The organism is Bacteroides sp. HMSC067B03, assembly GCF_001811315.1.
In the GTDB taxonomy this organism is placed as follows: Bacteria; Bacteroidota; Bacteroidia; order Bacteroidales; family Bacteroidaceae; genus Bacteroides; species Bacteroides faecis.
The window spans coordinates 1-2,452 of the sequence record NZ_KV804477.1 but is presented as its reverse complement, the minus strand read 5'-3'; the positions used below and the strand labels follow the sequence as shown (position 1 = coordinate 2,452).

General features: G+C 38.4%; 5 protein-coding genes. All 5 read right to left on the bottom strand.

Annotation, left to right across the window (positions count from 1 at the left end):
- Positions 1-152: 152 nt before the first annotated feature.
- The 5 genes from HMPREF2794_RS24575 to HMPREF2794_RS24555 are packed head-to-tail and all read right to left on the bottom strand — an operon-like array spanning position 153 to position 2,399.
- Entirely contained in the window at positions 153-461 is a 309-nt protein-coding gene (locus HMPREF2794_RS24575) for a hypothetical protein (protein ID WP_224263218.1), read from the bottom strand.
- A gap of 44 nt (positions 462-505) precedes the next feature.
- Complete coding sequence (locus tag HMPREF2794_RS24570) at positions 506-829, bottom strand: hypothetical protein (protein ID WP_005868762.1); 324 nt, start codon at positions 827-829, stop codon at positions 506-508.
- 29 nt (positions 830-858) lie between these two features.
- Positions 859-1,584: an N-6 DNA methylase gene (locus tag HMPREF2794_RS24565; RefSeq protein ID WP_005868764.1), complete on the bottom strand. Its 726-nt coding sequence runs from the start codon at positions 1,582-1,584 to the stop codon at positions 859-861.
- 15 nt (positions 1,585-1,599) lie between these two features.
- On the bottom strand, positions 1,600-1,863 hold the full coding sequence (locus HMPREF2794_RS24560; protein WP_005868765.1) for a hypothetical protein: 264 nt from the start codon (positions 1,861-1,863) through the stop codon (positions 1,600-1,602).
- 56 nt (positions 1,864-1,919) lie between these two features.
- Positions 1,920-2,399, bottom strand: a complete 480-nt coding sequence (locus tag HMPREF2794_RS24555; RefSeq protein ID WP_005868767.1) for an LPD28 domain-containing protein — start codon at positions 2,397-2,399, stop codon at positions 1,920-1,922.
- Positions 2,400-2,452: the final 53 nt, after the last annotated feature.

Below are 2,452 nucleotides of genomic sequence, written 5' to 3'. Positions count from 1 at the left end.
GGGAGGGTGGGAAAGAATACTGCGTGAACGCAAATTAATGGGATTACCAGTAACTCCAAGCGTTTTTTGCTACTTTTTTGGGGTGCTTGCCAAAAAGTAGCGGACAGCAAAATACCCTCCCTTCCCTAATCCAAAAGAAGGGAGAATGTGCTTCATTGAAGGTATATAGGTTCCGTTCCCTGATTATAACAATACATAGTGTTATTTCTGAAACCATCAAAGCATATATGAAAATCATCGAAATCCTGTTCCGTGGCCAAACGAACCTTATCACTCAACAAAACCATGCATTGTTTATTGACAGATGTAGCCAAAGAGGTAGTACGTCCCGGCTTTATCTCCAATGCCACCACATAAGAAGTCCTTCGTGGATAGATATACCCAATAATTTCCTCATTGAGTACAACCAAACGAATAACATCTTCATTCAAAACGGGAATATTATTAATTTTGCCCATCATTGTTATAATATAAATCAGTTTATAATCATTAAAATACAATATCATTACAAATGATACCTATAATTTTTATAGGTAAACTTTTCCACCGAGACCACCTCATAAAGATAGTCTTCATGGCAAGAAGCCATTATACAGTTCTCACATTCAAGAATAGGATTTATAACTACACGGAATTTAATAGTGCCGTCCACCAGAACAAACTCCACCCGATTAAAGAACCCTTGTAGAGAATGCCCTTCCTTATCCATCAGACGCACTACTTCACCTGTAAAAACAGCCAATTCCTTAGCCTGCCATTTCGCTTTACGCAAACAACTGTTCGCCGCTTTGACGTTCTCATTCACCTCTTTTGTTCTTATTGCTTTCATACCAAAATCCTTTTTACATATTTATCTTGTCAAAAATCAAAAGTCAGCTGCGTAGCCCTTGCGTTGCTCTGAATCGACCTCTTCAATTCAGAATTATCCTCCATTGCATTTTCAAGTTTCCTAATAAAAGAAGTGTCACCTGCTTCCGTTATCTTTAAAATAGGCAACCATACTCCGGCTATCAGCTGTAAATCTATATGATAACTTCTCCAATGCTGCATTGTCAATGTATTCATCCATGCGACTTCACCGGGTACGCTATTCATCATCAGATTGACAACGGTCATCTTTACACAAATCAAATCTATATCCGAGCCATAACAAAAAAGCCTTCCTCCATCATTCTCTTCCGCACATTTTTTTACAGCGGAAAGTAGCATCCTGCCGGAACCACAGCACGAATCACAGACCGACTGTTTAGGTTTCAGCCTATTTCCCCCCATACATGCCATCAAATCAGCAACGTGTATCGGGGTAAAGAACTGTCCGTTATTCCCATGACTGACACACTCCATGAACATATCTCCCAAGACATCGCAAAATCCTTCCGAATATTCAGACACCCTATAAAACATTTGAACAAAAAGTTCCATTTCATATGGCTTATATCTTTTTTCCACTCTACGATAATCCTCCGCCAACATCCCGACAGACAAATAGTAAAGACAAACATCCAAAAAATCCCGAAAGGCTTCTTCATATCCCCGACTGAAAGCAAGCTTTTCATAAAGTTTCATTATCTCCTTTGGTATCATACTTTTCTGACTTCATTATTCACAACATTCTATATTCCTTGTGCCATAGATTTTATCAAAAGCCGCTTTTATCTCCGAGCGATATTTACAGTCCTTCTCAAAACAAAGTTGTTTTGTCCAAAAATCGAAATCAAAACCATCGGTATTATCAATCGTTACAGAAACATAATCAGTCATACCACTCTGACATACAACCGTATGCCGATTTACACAAAAGTGGTCATTTAAAGCAGTTTCTTTTCGGGTAATGCGTTCTACCATCTTATCTATCCACTTCATACTTATAATATTTTATGTAATTGCCCCATTCCAAGAGGCAGTTACGGTTATACTCATTAAAAATCGTTCTCGTTCAAAAACAGCACATCGCCTTTCATCACCATCCAATTAATCTCACTCAGATGATAGCCACAATGCCCACTCAAAAAAATCTCAATCTCTTCAGTGGTCTGCAATCTCCTGTCTGGGCTTATCACCGCAACATTACCGGAATTACAATCCAATACAGCCAGTTTCTCATAAGCCCACTCACCAAACTGGCAGAACTCGATAAAATTGGTATAGGTTATCCGTATGCTATTGTTTGCATCAAATTCAAGGGGTGACTTTGTAATGAATGAACCTGCATGATTCACCACCACAGAGGGGCTAATCTCTGCCAATGAAGATAAGCTGTCATCCCATCTAATCTCATAAAGGAAAAATCCTTTTGGCAATGAATTGCGGTCTATACGATAACTGGAAAAAAGACCGTCTATCGTTTCATTAATAACTAACTGTTCATAATCTCCTTCTAAATAGTGTACTCGTGACATAACTCGTTGTTTTTTGGGATTGTTAAACTTCTAATTTTATGCTTCAGCTAGAT

Bases quoted from the DNA above. Each gene is read 5' to 3' on its own strand.
- HMPREF2794_RS24565 (WP_005868764.1), bottom strand. From the start codon at position 1,584: ATGATACCAAAGGAGATAATGAAACTTTATGAAAAGCTTGCTTTCAGT.
- HMPREF2794_RS24555 (WP_005868767.1), bottom strand. From the start codon at position 2,399: ATGTCACGAGTACACTATTTAGAAGGAGATTATGAACAGTTAGTTATT.
- HMPREF2794_RS24575 (WP_224263218.1), bottom strand. From the start codon at position 461: ATGATGGGCAAAATTAATAATATTCCCGTTTTGAATGAAGATGTTATT.
- HMPREF2794_RS24570 (WP_005868762.1), bottom strand. From the start codon at position 829: ATGAAAGCAATAAGAACAAAAGAGGTGAATGAGAACGTCAAAGCGGCG.
- HMPREF2794_RS24560 (WP_005868765.1), bottom strand. From the start codon at position 1,863: ATGAAGTGGATAGATAAGATGGTAGAACGCATTACCCGAAAAGAAACT.